General features: G+C 63.9%; 15 protein-coding genes and 1 pseudogene. 11 read left to right on the plus strand and 5 right to left on the minus strand.

The window, feature by feature from the left end:
* Positions 1-169 precede the first annotated feature (169 nt).
* From rpoD to EPN33_08940, 3 genes and pseudogenes are all read left to right on the plus strand, one after another.
* Positions 170-1,831 carry an RNA polymerase sigma factor RpoD gene (gene rpoD / locus EPN33_08930; GenBank protein ID TAN21778.1) on the plus strand — a complete coding sequence of 554 codons (1,662 nt, stop codon included), beginning with the start codon at positions 170-172 and terminating at the stop codon, positions 1,829-1,831.
* A gap of 4 nt (positions 1,832-1,835) precedes the next feature.
* Positions 1,836-3,224 (plus strand): PDZ domain-containing protein, encoded by a 1,389-nt coding sequence (locus tag EPN33_08935; protein TAN21779.1) that lies wholly within the window; start codon positions 1,836-1,838, stop codon positions 3,222-3,224.
* Between the two features lie 116 nt (positions 3,225-3,340).
* A pseudogene (locus EPN33_08940) lies at positions 3,341-3,550 on the plus strand (hypothetical protein).
* 88 nt (positions 3,551-3,638) lie between these two features.
* Here EPN33_08940 and EPN33_08945 read toward each other — a convergent pair.
* Positions 3,639-3,890, minus strand: a complete 252-nt coding sequence (locus tag EPN33_08945; GenBank protein ID TAN21780.1) for a hypothetical protein — start codon at positions 3,888-3,890, stop codon at positions 3,639-3,641.
* Positions 3,891-4,069: 179 nt separating this feature from the next.
* On the minus strand, positions 4,070-4,516 hold the full coding sequence (locus EPN33_08950; GenBank protein TAN21781.1) for an OsmC family peroxiredoxin: 447 nt from the start codon (positions 4,514-4,516) through the stop codon (positions 4,070-4,072).
* 66 nt (positions 4,517-4,582) lie between these two features.
* Between EPN33_08950 and EPN33_08955 the strand changes: the two genes are divergently transcribed.
* From EPN33_08955 to EPN33_08980, 6 genes are read left to right on the plus strand one after another with little or no spacing between them, the layout of a single operon-like run.
* Positions 4,583-6,079 carry an aldehyde dehydrogenase family protein gene (locus EPN33_08955; GenBank protein ID TAN21782.1) on the plus strand — a complete coding sequence of 499 codons (1,497 nt, stop codon included), beginning with the start codon at positions 4,583-4,585 and terminating at the stop codon, positions 6,077-6,079.
* Positions 6,080-6,082: 3 nt separating this feature from the next.
* Positions 6,083-7,198, plus strand: coding sequence for an alanine dehydrogenase (gene ald / locus EPN33_08960; protein ID TAN21783.1), 1,116 nt, complete (start codon positions 6,083-6,085; stop codon positions 7,196-7,198).
* A gap of 38 nt (positions 7,199-7,236) precedes the next feature.
* Positions 7,237-8,322, plus strand: coding sequence for a heat-inducible transcriptional repressor HrcA (locus EPN33_08965; protein ID TAN21784.1), 1,086 nt, complete (start codon positions 7,237-7,239; stop codon positions 8,320-8,322).
* Positions 8,319-8,873: a nucleotide exchange factor GrpE gene (gene grpE, locus EPN33_08970; protein ID TAN21785.1), complete on the plus strand. Its 555-nt coding sequence runs from the start codon at positions 8,319-8,321 to the stop codon at positions 8,871-8,873. The genes EPN33_08965 and grpE overlap by 4 nt, the downstream gene beginning before the upstream one ends.
* Before the next feature lie 12 nt (positions 8,874-8,885).
* Positions 8,886-10,007, plus strand: a complete 1,122-nt coding sequence (gene dnaJ / locus EPN33_08975; GenBank protein ID TAN21786.1) for a molecular chaperone DnaJ — start codon at positions 8,886-8,888, stop codon at positions 10,005-10,007.
* A gap of 2 nt (positions 10,008-10,009) precedes the next feature.
* Entirely contained in the window at positions 10,010-10,702 is a 693-nt protein-coding gene (locus EPN33_08980; protein ID TAN21787.1) for a 16S rRNA (uracil(1498)-N(3))-methyltransferase, read from the plus strand.
* Positions 10,703-10,827: 125 nt separating this feature from the next.
* Here EPN33_08980 and EPN33_08985 read toward each other — a convergent pair whose 3' ends face one another.
* From EPN33_08985 to EPN33_08995, 3 genes are read right to left on the minus strand one after another with little or no spacing between them, the layout of a single operon-like run.
* Entirely contained in the window at positions 10,828-11,589 is a 762-nt protein-coding gene (locus EPN33_08985) for a metallophosphoesterase (GenBank protein ID TAN21788.1), read from the minus strand.
* A 13-nt stretch (positions 11,590-11,602) separates the two neighbouring features.
* Positions 11,603-12,646 carry a UDP-3-O-(3-hydroxymyristoyl)glucosamine N-acyltransferase gene (gene lpxD, locus EPN33_08990; GenBank protein ID TAN21789.1) on the minus strand — a complete coding sequence of 348 codons (1,044 nt, stop codon included), beginning with the start codon at positions 12,644-12,646 and terminating at the stop codon, positions 11,603-11,605.
* Positions 12,646-13,128, minus strand: coding sequence for a hypothetical protein (locus EPN33_08995; GenBank protein ID TAN21790.1), 483 nt, complete (start codon positions 13,126-13,128; stop codon positions 12,646-12,648). The genes lpxD and EPN33_08995 overlap by 1 nt, the downstream gene beginning before the upstream one ends.
* Positions 13,129-13,247: 119 nt before the next feature.
* On the opposite strand from EPN33_08995, the gene EPN33_09000 reads away from it, so the two are divergent.
* A complete protein-coding gene (locus EPN33_09000) occupies positions 13,248-14,177 on the plus strand; it encodes a tyrosine recombinase XerD (GenBank protein TAN21791.1) in 930 nt (309 codons plus the stop codon).
* An 8-nt stretch (positions 14,178-14,185) separates the two neighbouring features.
* Positions 14,186-15,595 (plus strand): CCA tRNA nucleotidyltransferase, encoded by a 1,410-nt coding sequence (locus EPN33_09005; protein TAN21792.1) that lies wholly within the window; start codon positions 14,186-14,188, stop codon positions 15,593-15,595.
* The last annotated feature ends 60 nt before the right edge of the window (positions 15,596-15,655 follow it).

A 15,655-nucleotide genomic window follows, 5' to 3' on the forward strand; every position in this document is an offset into this window, starting at 1 on the left:
GGGTCCTGGATTCCGAGCCCCGCCATCGTTGAAACTTTCCCTGCGGCGGACTCATCTAGCATAAGGAAGCTGTGGAAGCGAGCATTTTCTTTGATTTAGCCGTCAGCATCCAAGTAAAATAAATGTTTGCAGCGGGCTGCGGCGGGAAACGGCGCAGAAGAGGATTCCTTTGGCCATTGACGACAACGACGACGTTACTAAATTAGTCCACACCGGAAAGCGGAGCTATCGAAATGACGACTCCGCCGATGCCACCGAAGAGGTGCACTCCAGCGATGATCTGGACGATCTGATGTCCCGCTTCGGCCGCCGGCCGGGCGTGGAAGCAATTGAGGAGACGAGCGAGCCGGAACGCGTGGGCCTGGATGAGGAAGAGCTGGATTTGGACCTTACGCCCGGCGCGTTGGAAAAGACGAACGACCCGGTTCGCATGTATCTGCGCGAAATGGGCACCGTGCCGCTGTTGACACGTGAAGGCGAGGTGGAAATTGCCAAGCGGATCGAACGCGGCCAGATCCGGGTGCTCAAGGCGCTTTCGCGCTCGCCCATTGTGATCCGGGAATTGCTGGCGGAAGGCGAACAGCTTCGCCAGGGCAACCGGGGAATTAAAGAATTTGTTCCGGTGGACATCGAAGAGGACGAAGTTTCCGAAGAAGTCATGCAAAAGCGCCGCCGCGAGGTGCTGACCAGCATGGACCAGATGGCGGTGCTGCTAAAGCGCAGCGAGCAGGCCGGCGAGAAGTATGCCCACTTGCCGCGTAAGGGGACGGAGCACGTGCGCGGACATTACCAGCTATCGCGCGCGCAGGTGGAACTCTCGCGGCTAATCCGGGGCATGGGCTTCACGGTTAGCGCGCGCAAGCGTCTCATCGACCGCTTGTTTCACGTGGTGGATCAACTCCGTCCGCTGGAGATGCAGCACGCACGGCTGGAGCGAAAACTGGAGACGGCGCGCGGCGCTGACGCGATCAAGGAATTGCGGCGCGAGCAACGCCAGGTGCGGGATCAGATTGCCGAAATTGAGACCACCGCCGGCGCTCCGGCGGCGGAACTCAAGCGCACCCGCGCCACGATCGTGATCGGAGACACGGAGGCTGAGCAGGCCAAGCGGGAGCTGATCGAGGCCAATCTCCGGCTGGTGGTTTCCATTGCCAAGAAATATACCAACCGCGGTCTGCAGTTCCTGGACCTGATTCAGGAAGGCAATATCGGCCTGATGAAGGCCGTTGACAAGTTCGAATACCGGCGTGGCTACAAGTTCTCGACTTACGCCACCTGGTGGATTCGCCAGGCGATTACCCGGGCGATTGCGGATCAGGCGCGCACCATCCGCATTCCGGTGCATATGATCGAGACCATCAACAAGCTCATCCGCACCTCACGCCAGCTCGTGCAGGAGCTGGGCCGCGAACCCACCAGCGAGGAGATCGCCCGGCGCATGGAGATCCCGGTGGCGAAGGTGCGCAAGGTGCTCAAGATCGCACAGGAGCCGATCTCGCTGGAAACGCCCATCGGCGAAGAAGAAGATTCGCATTTGGGCGATTTCATCGAGGATCGCGGCGTGATTTCTCCCTCCGATGCCGTCATCAACGTGAACCTGAAGGAGCAGACCTCGCAGGTGCTCAAGACGCTGACGCCGCGCGAAGAGAAAGTGATCAAGATGCGCTTTGGCCTGGACGACGGCAGTGAGCACACGCTGGAAGAAGTCGGGCAGTCGTTTGCCGTTACGCGCGAGCGCATCCGCCAGATCGAGGCCAAGGCGTTGCGCAAGCTCCGCCATCCCTCGCGCAGCCGCAAGCTGCGTGCCTTTGTGGAAAGCCTGGTCGAGTAGGCTCATGGCGCGCGGCGGGTTCGGCGGTCGGTCGCTGGCGGCAATGCTGCTCCTGGGCCTTGCCGTGGGCTGGCTGTTGGCGCGCCACACCTACAAACCGCAAGCACAGCCGCGAGTGCCGCTTTCGGCCCGGATCAGTGCGGCCGAGCGCGCCGTGACGCCGGCCGTCGTGACGATTGATGTCGACAGTCGCGGACGCCGGGGGCGCTTGCTGCACAGCCAGGGTTCGGGCCTGATCGTCGACGCGCATGGCTATATCATCACCAACCGGCACGTGATACGCGATGGCGCGCGCATTGCCGTGCGCACCGATACCGGCAGCGCGCATCATCTCTACTACGCCCATCTGGTGGGCGCCGACCCCGATACGGATTTGGCGCTGCTGAAGATCAAAGCCGCGCATCCACTGCCGTTTGCGCCGCTTGCGGCTTCTGACAATTTAGCCGTGGGCGATTGGGTGGTTGCTGTCGGTAGTCCCTTCGGCTTGGCCAATACCGTGACGGCGGGCATCGTAAGCGCGGTGCACCGCGTCATGGATCCGCGCCAGCAATTCGAAACCTTCATCCAAACGGATGCGCCCATCAACCCAGGCAACAGTGGTGGTCCGTTGGTGAATCTATCCGGTCAGGTGGTCGGCATCAACACCGCAATTTATACGGAAGGGAGTGGCTACCAGGGGATCGGTTTCGCGCTGCCGAGCGATTTGGTCCGGCAGATTTATCCCGAGCTACTGCACCGGGGGCAAGTCACGCGGGGTTCGCTGGGCGTGTACTTCGAGAGCTCGCTCGACCCGGCCATTCGCCGTATCTACCACATTGCTAATGGCGTTCCGCTGACGCAGGTAGCTGCGAGCGGACCGGCAGCCAAGGCCGGGCTAAAGCCTGGGGATGTGATCACGATGTTGAACGGCCAGCGTGTTGCCGATGCCGCCGTCTTGATGCGCGACGTTGAGTTCTATCCGGTCGGGCGCACCATTCGGGTCGGTTATACCCGCAAGGGCCAGTATCACTCAGCCGAACTGCGGGTGGCTAATCGTGCCCAGCTATTTCCCAGCGCGGCGGGCTGGGCTGCAACCCGAAAACACAGCGCCCCTTTCAGGCCACCCACGGATTTCGGTATGGTGCTGGAAACCGCGCCCGGCGGCAAGGGTGTACGTGTCCTGGGTGTAGTTCCTGGTTCTTTTGCCGATGAGATGGGTGTAAATGCCGGCGATCTAATTCTGCAACTGAACCGGCAGGATGTACATAGCCGTAATCAGTGGGAACGAACTGCGGCGGGACTCCATCCTGGCTCGGATGTAGCCATGCTACTGCATCGCCGCGATGACAGTGGCGCGGTGAGCCGCTGGCTCGTGGGTGGCACGATTCCGCCCCCGCTCGAGGGCCACCCCTGATGGCGGTTTGGCTCCTGGCATTGGCGTTGATTACGCCACCTCACCATGCACGCCGCAAGGCGCGCCACCACGTCGCGCGTCATAGCCGCCTCCAACGGGTAGACATCAGCCCCGCACGCGCGACGCAGATTCAACAGGCGCTGGTCCACGCTGGTTATCTCAGCGAAGTCAGCGGACATTGGGATGCCGCCAGCATTGCTGCCATGAAGAAATTCCAGGCCGCGCACGATTGGCAGACCCGCTACGTCCCCGATGCGCGCGCACTGATGGCGCTGGGTCTGGTGCGCACGGGGACTGAGCAGGTCGCCGAAAACGGCATTCTGTAGGCGTTGCAGCGGCGCACGGCGCAGTACGCGTGCGACAACTCACGGAACTGGTGATTTGCGCTGCTGCCTCCGTAGTCGCCGCCGGGGCTTACACAAGCGCCCATGCTGCCGCGCCGGGAACGTTCAACGTCCCGTGTACGAAACCGATGCGGCGGGTCTCGCGCTGACTGAGGCGATGCCAGTCGGCGAGCGCGGCGACGGCGGAGCCGAGCGCGCCGACCAAGCCAATGACAATGGCCCCTCTTGCCGCCGCATCCCAAGGGTCACGGCCACGTTTGCCGGCGAGCCGGTCGAACACCACGGCGGCTGTCCAGCCGCCCAGCGGCACATCCGTCAGCACGACATGCAGAGGATGGCCGAGGGGATTACCATGCAGTCAACCGGCGACAGCGTCGCGGCGTGAGCCGAGCCGTTTGAGGGAGGCAGCAATTGCGCGGTCCAGGCCTTTTTCAGCCGTTTCCAGCCATTAATGGAGCGCCACTACGGAGGCGAGTGAGAGGAGCGTGCTGAAACGCAGCTTCAGGCAGCTCGGGCTTCGGGATTGGCGGGTACCAAACGCGCGTCGAGTTGAATTTGCACGCCGCTCAGCGCCTTGGAGACGGGGCAGGTAAGCCTGGCTTGCTCGGCGGCGCGGCCAAACTGTTCCGGGGTGATACCTTCTACGGCAGCTTCACAGTGCAGGTGGATGGCCGAGATAACGTAGCTATCGCCGCTCCGGTCAAAATGCACATCGGCCTGAGTGGTAATGCGGCTTGGTGTGGCATGCAGGTGTCCTAACTCGAGTGCCAGCGCCATGGAAAAGCATGCGGCGTGAGCGGCTCCCAGCAATTCTTCCGGATTCGTGCCTTCGCCGCTTTCCATGCGCGAGGCATACGAGTACGCACCCTGGTAGCTTCCGAAGCCAAGCGTTCCCCTGCCGCTGGCGACCTTTCCTTCCCATGCCGCCTGTGCGTGTCGAACGGGCATACTGTGCGGCGATGATACGCGGGCGCGGGTGGTTGCATGGCGGGGTGCAGTAAACTGGAAAACGCTATGGCAGACACTATTTCTCTTCACAATTGGATCGCAGGTCAGCCCGCGGCACCGCATTCCGGTGCCTGGCTGGAACGGCAGAATCCGGCGGACACGCGCGATCTGGTGGCGCGTGTGCCGGCCTCTGACGCCGCGGATGCCGACGCAGCCCTCGCGGCGGCAGCGGCAGCCTACCCTGGCTGGCGGGCCACGCCCGCACCACGGCGGGCCGAAATTCTGTTCCGGGCGGCGCAGCTCCTGGTCGAGCGCAAGGAGGCCTACGCCGCAGCGATGACGCGGGAAATGGGCAAAGTACTGGAGGAGACGCGCGGCGATGTGCAGGAAGCCATCGACATGCTCTACTTCATCGCCGGCGAAGGCCGGCGGCTGTATGGTCAGACCACGCCCTCAGAGCTGGCCAACAAGGTATGCATGACGGCGCGCGTGCCGCTGGGTGTGGCGGCGCTGATTACACCTTGGAATTTTCCCATGGCGATTCCGAGTTGGAAGCTGGCGCCCTGCCTGTTGTGCGGCAACACCGCCGTGCTCAAGCCTGCGGAAGACACCCCGCTTTCCGCCATGAACCTGGTGCAAACTCTGACTGATGCCGGACTGCCGGCGGGCGTGGTGAACGTGGTATTTGGGCGCGGCGGCGAAGTGGGCGCGGCGCTGGTGAGCGATGAGCGTCCGCGCATCATTTCCTTCACCGGTTCTACGGCGGTAGGGAAACAGGTGGGCCAGATTGCCGCTGCCGGCTTGAAGCATTGCAATCTGGAGATGGGAGGCAAGAACGCCATCCTCATCCTGGATGATGCCGACTTGGAACTCGCCCTCGATGGCTGCCTGTGGGCAGCCTTTGGCACAAGTGGCCAGCGTTGTACCGCCGCCAGCCGCATCGTGGTGCAGAAGGGGATTTACAAAAAGTTCCTGGAAGCGTTCCAGAAGCGAGCCGCGGCGCTCCGCATCGGCCCAGGGCTGGACGCCGCGAGTCAGGTCGGACCCATCGTCAACGCCAAGCAGCGGCAGCGGATCGAGGAGTACATCGAAATTGGTAAAAAAGAAGGCGCGCGGTTGGCGCTGGGCGGCGGGCGCGTGATGACTGAGGCCTGCGCGCACGGCTACTTTCTGCAGCCTACTATCTTCGCCGACGTCGACCGGGGTATGCGGATCGCGCAGGAGGAAATTTTTGGCCCGGTGGTGTCGCTGATTCCGTGCCAAAACCTGGAGGAGGCGATCGCCATCAACAACGGCGTGCGGTACGGTCTGTCCTCGTCGTTATATACCGCTGATGTCAATGCCGCCTTCCAGGCCATGCGCGATCTGGACACCGGTATTGTTTATATCAACGCACCAACCATTGGCGCGGAAGTCCACCTGCCTTTTGGCGGAGTGCGTGCGACCGGCAACGGGCATCGGGAAAGCGGACTGGCGACGCTCGAAGTCTACAGCGAGTGGAAAACCATATATGTCGACTACAGCGGCCGACTGCAACGGGCGCAGATTGATACGGGGGAATAGGCCATGATTATCGGAGTCCCGCGGGAGTTGAAGGATCACGAAACCCGTGTCAGCCTGGTGCCCGCGGGCGTCGTCGAACTGACGGGCGCGGGCCACCAGGTGCTAGTCGAGACGGGCGCTGGGCAAGCGTCGTTTTTTGACGACGAAGAGTACCGGCGGGCGGGCGCGGAGCTGTTGGGTACGGCCAAAGATCTCTGGTCGCGCGCCGAGCTGGTGTGCAAGGTGAAGGAGCCGATCGAGGCGGAGTATAAATTGTTTCGTCCAGGGTTGCTCCTGCTCACCTATTTGCACCTGGCGCCGCTACCGGATTTGACCGAGCATCTGCTGCAACAGCAAGTCACGGCAATCGGCTACGAGACTGTTTCTTCGAGCAGCGATGGGCGCTTGCCCCTGCTTGAGCCCATGAGTGAAATCGCCGGGCGGCTGGCGGTGCAGATCGGTGCGCAATATCTGGAGCGGCGGTATGGCGGGCGCGGCATGCTGCTCGGCGGAGTGCCGGGCGTGCCGCCGGGACGGGTGTTGATTCTGGGCGCGGGGATTGTGGGCAGCAATGCCGCGCGCATGGCCTCCGGCCTGGGGGCAGTGGTGACGGTGGCCGACCGCAGCGCCGTGCGGCTGCGGCATCTGGACGACATTCTGGATGGGCGGGTGCAAACGCTGGCCTCGAATCCGGCGACGATTTCCGACGCAGTGGCCGAAGCCGATCTGGTGATCGGCGGGGTATTGATTCCCGGCGCCAGCGCGCCCAAGGTGGTGACCCGTAGCATGGTGGCAAGCATGAAGCGCGGCGCCGTAATTGTGGACGTCTCCATCGACCAGGGCGGCTGCATTGAAACCGCGCACCCCACCACCCACACCCACCCTTCCTACATTGAATTGGACGTGGTTCACTACGCCGTCACCAACATGCCGGCCGCGGTGCCGCGGACCTCAACCCTGGCGCTCACCAACGCGACTTTGCCCTACGTGCGCAAGGTGGCTGATCTCGGCTTTGTGGCGGCGGTACACAGCGACGCGGGTCTGATGCGCGGCGTCAACACTCACGCCGGGGTGTTGACGTATGAAGCGGTTGCTGCGGCCCAGGCACGGCCCCACCGCAATTTGAGCGAGCTAGTTTAGGCAGCACCTGTGAGTTCGTTGACAGCTTATAATGAAGCGTGCGCGATGTGTCCCAAGCTACGGCGGCCCCGGCGGCAGGCCGCGAAACGGCAATCCTGGAAGGTGTGGTGGAGACCTACCTGGCGACGGGATTCCCGGTGGGCTCGCGGGCGCTGGCGGAAGGTGGCCGATTGGAGACAAGCTCGGCGACCATCCGGCATGCCCTGGTGGAGCTGGAACGGTGCGGATTTCTGACACAGCCCCATACCTCGGCGGGGCGGGTGCCGACCGCCGCGGCGATCCGCTGGTGGCTGCAGCGCATGGACGCACCCTTGCCGCTGGGCGATGAAGGACAAAAGCTGCGCCTGGAACAGGCGTTGCGCGCGGCCAGTGATGAAACCACTCTCTGGTTACGCACCTCCGAGTTTTTAGCTGAACTGACGAGCCAGGTGGGCATGGTGGCCGTGCTGCCGGCACACGACACAGGTCTGAAGGACCTGAGGTTCTTCCGGCTGACGGATTATCGGGTTCTGGCAATTCTGGTGACGGCCGATGGTCAAGTGCGCGAGCGCGTGGGACGGGTACCGGAGGCCTACAGCCAGCCCGAGTTGGATACCGCCAGCCGCTATCTGCTCCACCATTTCAGCGGTTTGACTTTGGCCCGCATCCGCCAGGAGCTGGTGCGGCGGGTAGAGGAAGAACGCGCCGCCTACGACGAACTGCTCAAGCGGGTGTTAGTGCTGTCGCATTGCGGAGTCCTGGAGATGCAGAATGAGGGCGCCGTGTACGTGCAAGGTGCCGGACACCTGGCAGAAAACCTGCACGCCAGCCGCCTGGCGGCGCTGTTGAGTGAGTTGCAACAGAAAGAACGCTGGTTGCACCTGCTGGCGGGACTGGACGAGCCGTTGAACGCGGAAGTGGTGCACTGGGAAGCGGGAAACAACCTGCAGGAGCGGTGCTGGCTGCGCGTGCGCGTCGGCATGGAGAACGAGGCCATGCCGGAGCTCTCGCTCATTGCCGCTAATTATGGATCGGGCGCGATTGGCATCCTTGGTCCCACTCGCATGCCGTATGCGTATGTGCTGGGGGCGGTAGCCCTGGTCCGCGCCGTTTGCCAGCGGGTGCTGGGGGAGCAATTGTCATGAGCCTGGAAAATCCGGATAGCAACTCCGATGTGACCGCGAGCTCCGGTCTCGACCCGGAACACCAGCTCGCAGAGGCGACGCCGGCGCCGGAAGTGGCGGACGAAGTCCAAAAGCTCACCGAGGAGCGGGACGCTCTGCAGGACCGGCTGCTGCGCGCTCTGGCGGAAGCCGACAACGCGCGCAAACGTTATGCGCGGGAGCTGCAGGATGCCCGCCAGCTTGCGACCGCCGAAACGGCGAGGCCATTTCTCAGCGTGGTGGACAGCTTCGACCGGGCGCAGGCGCATGCCGCCTCCGGCTCCGTCGACGAACTGCGCAAGGGCATGGATTTGCTGCACCGCCAGCTTCTCGATGCCGCCCGCAAGGCAGGCCTGGAACCGATTGCCTCGCAGGGCCAGAGTTTCGATCCCCATCTGCACGAAGCGCTGGAGATGGTGGAAACCACGGACGCTCCCGACGGTCAAATTGTGGAGGAACTGCAACGCGGTTACAAACTGCGCGACCGGCTGGTTCGTCCTGCGATGGTGCGCGTGGCGCGCCGCAAGGGTTGATCCGGCGTGCCCATGGCAGAAAAACGCGACTACTACGAGGTACTCGGCGTCGGCCGTGACGCCGGGGAGACCGACATCAAGAGCGCCTATCGCCGCCTGGCGATGAAGTATCATCCCGACCGCAACCAGGGCGACCCGCACGCCGAGGAAGCGTTCAAGGAGGCATCGGAAGCCTACACTGTCCTGGCCGATCCGCAAAAGCGCGCCCAATACGATCGCTTCGGCCATGCCGCGGTGGGCGGCAACGGTGGTCCCGGGTTTGATCCCAGCGCCTTCACCGACTTTGCCGATATTTTTGGCGACTTTTTCGGCTTTGGCGAGATTTTTGGAGGTGGACGCCGCACTCGCCGCGGCGGTCAGCGGGGCTCGGATCTGCGCTATGACCTGGAGCTAACGTTTGAACAGGCGCTGCGGGGTGCGGAGGTGGAAATCAAATTCCAGCGCCTGGGCACGTGCGATGTCTGCCACGGCAAGCGCACCCGCGGGGGCGCGGCGCCACCTACCTGCCCGGATTGCCGGGGTACGGGGCAGGTGCGATTCCAGCAGGGCTTTTTCAGCGTGGCGCGGACGTGCGGCACCTGTGCCGGCGCGGGGGTCGTAATCCGGGATCCCTGTACGGCGTGTCACGGACAGGGGCGGAGCAGCAAGGAAATTCATCGCACCGTGGCGGTGCCGGCAGGCATCGAGGAAGGCATGCAACTGCGCCTCAGCAGCGAGGGGGAAGCGGGCGTGGGCGGCGGCGCGGCAGGCGACCTGTATGTTCTGATCCACGTGCTCGCGCATCCGTTTTTCCGCCGCCGAGGCACCGAATTGTATTGTTCGATTCCCGTTTCGTTTCCGCAAGCGGCGCTCGGCTGTGACGTCAAGGTGCCCACACCTTGGGGGGATGATTTCCTGACAGTGCCCCCGGGCACGCCAAGTGGCGCTGAGATGCCGGCCCTGAAGGGCAAGGGGGCTCCGCGCGTGAATGGACGTGGACGCGGAGATCTGCATGTCATGGTCGAGATCGAAGTCCCCAAGAAACTGACGCGCGAGCAAAAGCAAGTGCTGCAGGAACTCGATCGGCTCATGCCCAACCAGAATATTCCGCACGACGCCGGATTATTCGAAAAGGTCAAGGATCTGTTCGGTTAGGGATGGCCCGCCGCCGCTTTTTCGCTACCCGAGTCCAGGGCGATCGCGCCTCGATTGAGGGCGCGGGAGCGCAGCATCTGGCATCCGTGCTGCGGGTGGAACCCGGTCAGGAGTATGAGCTGGCGTGGGAGGGCGCCGTTTACCTCGCCCGGATCGAACGGGCAAGTTCGGGTGCAGTCGCCTTCGCGATCCTGGAGAGGCTGGCCGCGCCGGCGCCGGTGCCGCAACTGGAAGCCGGCGTAGCGATCTTTAAATTTCACCGTTACGAGTGGATGCTGGAAAAGGCGACCGAGCTGGGGCTGACGCGGTTGTGGCCGCTGGTCACGCGGCGGACCGACGCGCAGCTAGCCACCGCCGCCACAGCCCGCTGCCGCCGCTGGCAGCAAATCGCCGCGCAAGCCGCCGAACAGTCGCGGCGTGCGGAACTCCCTGAGGTGGCGCCGCCGCTGGCGCTGCGCTCATTTCTGTCCCTGCCGGCCACGGGAAACCGTTGGCTGCTGCAGGAATCCGAAGCAGCTAGTACCGTGCTGGCGCCTGGCACGCCTTGCCGGTTGCTGATCGGACCGGAAGGCGGCTGGACTCCGGAGGAAGCTGCCGAGGCGGCCACTGCCGGGTTTACGCCGGTTTCCCTCGGCTCCCGGATTTTGCGCTGTGAGACGGCCGTGCTTGCCGCCCTCGTCCTGGCCGCGCGCTGAAGTGGCTCGCCACTTTTTGCCCTGGTCGCTCCCGTTGGGCGCTTGGAGTGCGGGCTTCGATTGCCGGCAGGGTCCGCCCGTTGGCGCTCAGGGCTTCTCCAAGTTGCCGCCAGGAGCGGCCCTACCTACCTGCCTGCAGCGAGCCGCTGCGCCAGCCGTACGGGCAGACCGGCGGCAACGATCTTGGTCTGCGCCTGGGTGATGTCGTAGGGAACGCGGTGAAAGACGACGCGCCTGGTCTCGGTATTGTAAAGCGCGAACGCCGCCCGCCAGTCGCCGTCGCGTGGCTGGCCCACCGAGCCGGGATTGAGCAGATAGCGGCCGTCGGGCCGCAGCACCAACTCGCGACTGCTGGCGCGGGCGCTCGCGCCGGGCTTTTCTTCCGCTGCCGAGGGCAGCACCGCAACCTGATCGTCGGCCAATACGAATCCGCCTTGCACATGCGAATGGCCATACCAGCAGAGCGAGGTGCCGTCGGCGGCAAAGGCCCCGGCCGCCTGCACCGGCTCGAGTAAATATTCATCCTCGTCGAGCGGAGATCCATGCACCAGCCGCGCATGGTCCCACGGCAGCGGTCCGGCAGGCAAATGGTCGAGCCAGGTGAGGTGTTCCGGCCGAAGGTTCTGGTGCGTCCACAGTGCCGCCTGTGCGGCCACGGCGTTAAAGCCGGCAATACCCTTGAGCGAAGCGCAGGCGCGATCGTGATTGCCGCGAATCACGGTTGGAGTATGGGTGTGCACCCAGGCGGCGGTTTCATTGGGATTGGCGCCATAGCCCACAATATCGCCCAGGCATAGACTGACGTCGTAGCGGCCGGCCGCAGCTTCCTCGACGGCCAACAGTGCCTCCAGGTTGGCATGGACATCGCTATAGATCAGCACCCGCATGTCTCGCCGCCCATTATCGCCCGGAACGGCTCAAATTGCTCGCTGCATCGAGAGTGGCGCGAAGCTGGCGCAGCTCGCGCTGCATCTCGGCCAGGTGCTGGAAGGCGCCGGTGGCGCGCAACCACTGGGCGTGGGCAAAGGCGGGCGATCCGCTATACATTTTCCCCGCTTCCAGGTCGCCATGAGTGCCGCTTTGGGCAGTGACGATCGCTCCGGCGCCGATCGTGCAATGGCCGGCCACGCCCACCTGGCCGGCCAACACGGCGCCCGCGCCGATGCGGGTGCTGCCGGCAAGGCCTACCTGGGCGCAGAGCAGGACATCCTCGCCGAGGTCGCAGTTGTGCGCGATCTGGGTCAGGTTGTCAATTTTGACGCCATCGCCGATGCGAGTGACCTCGAGGCTGCCGCGGTCAACGCAGCTATTGGCCTGAATTTCGACACCGTTGCCAATCACAACGGTGCCCACCTGTGGAATTTTGAGGTGGTGACCGTCACTGCCCGGGGTAAACCCAAAGCCATCCCCGCCGATGACCACTCCGGGTTGGAGCGTCACGTCATCCCCGAGGACCGTCCCCTCGCGCACCACCACGTGCGCGTGGGCCAGCAAGCGTGCGCCCGCGATCACGTGAGGATAGAGCACCGCATGAGCGTGAATGATGGCATCGGCGCCGACGTGGCAACCTTCCCCGATAACGGCGAAGGGGCCTACGTAGCAGCCCGGGCCCAGTTGCGCCGAAGGATGCACGCTCGCGTTGTGGTCTACGCCGGGCTCAGGCCGCCAGGGCGGCCGCAGCAGGGCGACGGCACGGGCGGCGGCCACCGCGGGATTGGCTGCACGCAGCAGTGCGCGGACTGGCGCTGCCGGTGCAGAAAAGTCCTCGCCGACGATCAAAGCCCCTGCACAGGAAGCTGCCGCCGCGGTGGCGTGCTGCCGGTCGGTGACAAAGCTCACGTCCGTCGGTTTCGCAGCCTCTAAACTGGCAATGCCGGAAAATTCGGCATCCGCTGGGCCCTCATAGCGGCATGCCAGATGGTTGGCCAGCTCGTCCAGTCGCATTAGCCTTTTTCTCCTGATGGAAATAACCAGCGCTGAGCCTCGCTCCCGGCCCGGCGCCGCCGGGGCGGACGCACGACGCCGATGATCGAAAACTGCTCCAATGCCCCCCGCGGAATATAGACTCGCTGCCAGGAGCATTCCGCAAAGGGCGGCGTGAGCTCGACTCCCGCCTCCAGGTGCAGCAAATCGGTTGCCAGAAGTCCCTCCCGGGTCTGGTGGTCGAGCGTCCGGCAGCGCACGCGCACGCCCGGAAGCGGTACTGCGCCCCTGGGAGCTGGACTGGCTAGCATTTGAACGTTCACAAACTCCCCGACGAAATAGGCCGCGAGCAGTTGTTCGCCTGCGACCTCGACCTTGCGGCCTTGCGGCATCAGTACCTGGAACTGCCCCGCCGCACTCAGGGCTTCCGGTTCCACGAACCCAGCCAGGACGTGTCCGGAGCGCAGGCAGAGAACCAGTTTCTTGCGAATCGAGGGGTTCAAGCGATGAGTCCCTTGGCCATGAATACGGCTGGCATCGTTTTGCCAACTTTAGTATGATTCGTTCTGAATCGGTCTGAGTTCGTAATTAACTCATTCCCATTCAGCCACTTGGAGAATGCGTGGAAACCTCCGTCACCATAGGCTGGCCTGATGCCATGGCCGGGTTCTTGGGCTGGGCCCGTGTCGAAAAAGGGTTAGCTCTCAACAGTTTAACAGCGTACACCCGCGATCTGGTCCAATTCACGAACTGGGCTGGCAGGCAAAGTCTGACACCTGCCACATGCCAAAGGGGCGACATCCAAGCCTACCTGCTGGCCCTGCACCGCCGTGGCGTGAGCGCCCGCAGCGCCGCGCGCCAAGCGGTGGCGATCAGGAACCTTTTTGGCTACCTGGTGCGGGAAAGCCGGTTGGAGCACGATCCTGGGGAGAATATTCGCGCGCCACGTTGGGGCCACCCGATCCCGGCGGTGCTAGGGGTCGAGCAGATCGAAAGCCTGATCGGAACCACTGAACCGCCCGCAGGCGCCAGCGAGCGCCAGCAGGCGATGCTGGCACGCGATCGTGCCTGCCTGCACGTTCTCTACGGTTGTGGATTGCGCGTCAGCGAGGTGGTGGGGTTAAAGCTCAGCGATATCGACCTGCAGCAAGGTTTCCTGCGCTGCCAGGGCAAGGGCAACAAGCAGCGTTTAGTACCCTTGAACCGTCGGGCAATTGCGGCGCTGCGCGGGTATTTGACCGAGGCCCGACCGCGCCTGTTGGGCACTCGCAAATGCGGTGGGATGTGGCTCTTTCCGGGCACGGCCGGCAGACCCCTCACCCGTCAAGCGCTCTGGCAGCGGCTGGTGCAGCTCAGCCGGCGCGCGGGGCTGCACGCCTACCCTCACCTGTTGCGTCACAGCTTCGCTACCCAGATGCTCGAAGGGGGAGCCGACCTGCGCAGCTTGCAGGCGCTGCTGGGGCACGCTGACATTCAAACCACGCAGATTTACACGCACGTCGCCAGCGGGCGGCTGCAGGAGGTCTACCGCGCGCATCACCCTCGCGCCTGAGCGAAGCCATGGCCGACTACAACTTCCTTCTTACTACGCGCCTGAATCAGGATCAGCAGCTTGCGTTGCAAGTACTGCAAGGCATTTGCCAGCAGCGTCGCCTGAACCTGTACTTCACCGGTGGCAGCATGCGCGACCTGCTCACGGGGCAAGCCGTGCGGCTGCTGAATTTCAGCCTGGAAGGCGACCCCCTGCCCCTGGAGACAGCCCTGGCGGCTGCCGGGGGTGAGCGATTGAGTCCGCTGCGGGAAACAGCCACGCTGTCGTTCAGTCTGCGCGGCTGCCGGATGCGGCTGCAGGCCGCGCGGCGGGACGGCACCGGTTCGGGCCCGGCTACCATCCACGATGACTTGCGCCGGCGTGGCCTAACCCTCAACTCCATTGGCCTGTCGCTCAATCCCGGATCGCGCGGCTTGCCGCTCGATCCTTGCAACGGTGCGGCGGATATCGAGGCGCACCTGATCCGGATGAATCACCCGTATGTATTCATCGAGGATCCCCTTGCCACACTTCGTGCCACGCGTTTGCGCACACGCCTGGGCTTTACCATCGAAGAACGCACGGCGGCCCGGATTGAGGTGGCGCGCGAGGAAGACTATCTGAAACAGGCGAGCCCTTCCGCACGCGGCCAGGAGTTGGAAGCCATTGCCTACGAGCCGGACCCAGCAGCCGTGCTGACGGCGCTGGAAAAAGAGCAATGGCTGACGGCCGCCTTTGGCCCCAGTGTCAAAACGAGCAAGATGAATCTGGCGGGCTTGGCCAAGCTGACATCGGCCGTCGAATCCTGGGAACTACTGGGGTTGATGATTGACGTCGGCCTGGTGGCCATGCCGATGATGCTGGCAGGCTTGGCGCCGGCGGATCAAGCGCGGCTGGCACAGTGGTTGCCGAGCCGGCACTTGGCCTCCGGCTGGAAGAAGCTCATGGTGGAAGCGAAGGGTCTGGAGAAGCGGCTGCTGACTCTGAATAGCGGGGGGAAATGGCTGGCGGCGGCGCAGGAGCTAATGGAGCATTGTTCCCCGGAAGCCGTGGTCTATGCCAGCATCGATCCGTCGGATGCAAAGGCCGGGAAGAAGCTGCGCGACTTCCATGCGCAGGCGTTGATTCAGCGCCAGAAATTGCCGCTGGGAGTTCTGCGGGCGCTCGGGCTGGCGCCGCGTTCGTTGCAATCCGAAGAACTGCTACGGCCGTGGTACAAACGCCTGCTGGCGGGCGAGGACCTCACCGAAGCTGGGCTGAGCGAAGGGATTCGTACCTCGGCCCTGGCTCTGCGGCCTGTCGCAAACACGGCGCCAGAGCCAACGCACGAGTCAAAACCACCCAAGAAAAATATCGCGAGCGCCGCCAAAGTCATAGCAAAGCCAAAGCCAGCGGCTAAACCTGCTGCCCGGAAAATGGCCGCGCGCCGCAGGAAATAGTTCGGGAGTTTCGAGTGGCGGCAGCTTGGAGGAGCCCTGAGCGCCAGCGGACGGACCCTG

The organism is Acidobacteriota bacterium (genome assembly GCA_004299485.1).
In the GTDB taxonomy this organism is placed as follows: Bacteria; Acidobacteriota; Terriglobia; order Terriglobales; family SCQP01; genus SCQP01.

Bases quoted from the DNA above. Each gene is read 5' to 3' on its own strand.
- EPN33_08935 (TAN21779.1), top strand. From the start codon at position 1,836: ATGGCGCGCGGCGGGTTCGGCGGTCGGTCGCTGGCGGCAATGCTGCTC.
- EPN33_08950 (TAN21781.1), bottom strand. From the start codon at position 4,516: ATGCCCGTTCGACACGCACAGGCGGCATGGGAAGGAAAGGTCGCCAGC.
- EPN33_08955 (TAN21782.1), top strand. From the start codon at position 4,583: ATGGCAGACACTATTTCTCTTCACAATTGGATCGCAGGTCAGCCCGCG.
- ald (TAN21783.1), top strand. From the start codon at position 6,083: ATGATTATCGGAGTCCCGCGGGAGTTGAAGGATCACGAAACCCGTGTC.
- grpE (TAN21785.1), top strand. From the start codon at position 8,319: ATGAGCCTGGAAAATCCGGATAGCAACTCCGATGTGACCGCGAGCTCC.
- dnaJ (TAN21786.1), top strand. From the start codon at position 8,886: ATGGCAGAAAAACGCGACTACTACGAGGTACTCGGCGTCGGCCGTGAC.
- EPN33_08980 (TAN21787.1), top strand. From the start codon at position 10,010: ATGGCCCGCCGCCGCTTTTTCGCTACCCGAGTCCAGGGCGATCGCGCC.
- EPN33_08985 (TAN21788.1), bottom strand. From the start codon at position 11,589: ATGCGGGTGCTGATCTATAGCGATGTCCATGCCAACCTGGAGGCACTG.
- lpxD (TAN21789.1), bottom strand. From the start codon at position 12,646: ATGCGACTGGACGAGCTGGCCAACCATCTGGCATGCCGCTATGAGGGC.
- EPN33_09005 (TAN21792.1), top strand. From the start codon at position 14,186: ATGGCCGACTACAACTTCCTTCTTACTACGCGCCTGAATCAGGATCAG.